Origin of the sequence: Halomonas sp. BN3-1, assembly GCF_003056325.1 — a bacterium.
In the GTDB taxonomy this organism is placed as follows: Bacteria; Pseudomonadota; Gammaproteobacteria; order Pseudomonadales; family Halomonadaceae; genus Halomonas; species Halomonas litopenaei.
Genome location: NZ_PYVV01000057.1, coordinates 1 through 497 on the forward strand (window position 1 = coordinate 1; position 497 = coordinate 497).

General features: G+C 67.0%; 1 protein-coding gene. It reads right to left on the minus strand.

Going from position 1 to position 497, the window contains the following annotated elements:
• Nucleotides 1–497 (minus strand): RHS domain-containing protein (locus C9F12_RS22705; protein ID WP_205254762.1); only part of this gene is annotated, 497 nt, incomplete at both ends.

The window sequence follows — 497 nt, forward strand, 5'->3', positions numbered from 1 at the left end:
TTGTCGGTGGTGCTGGGGTTGCCGTGGCCGTCACTGGCCTGGGTGAGCTTGCCCCAGGCGCGGTAGTGGCCGACCCAGGCGAGCTTGCCGCTGGACTTACCGTCGCATTCTGCCAGCTCCATCGGGGTGCCGAGGTGGTCGGTGTGGATGCTGTAGAGCATCGGCTCGGTTGGCTGGTATTCGGTATAGAGCACCGCCCCGGTGCCGCTGCGGGTGTGGACGGCCTCGAAGCGGTTTTCGAGCTTGGCGGCGGGCACGAAGCTGTCGGGTTCGAACAGGTAGACCACCCGCCGTTCGGGGGTGAGGCCGGGATACTCGAGCCGATGGCAGCGCTGGGCGATCGGTAGCGAGTGAGGCCGCTCGGGGTTCTCGCGGGCCAGTTCCAGGCGTTCGGGGCGAAACAGCGGCGGCAGGCCTCCGACAAAACGCTCTTCGCTTTGCAGCAGGTCACCGTCCCAGTTGAACACCGTCAGCTCACTGGGCTGGCCCTGGCGGTT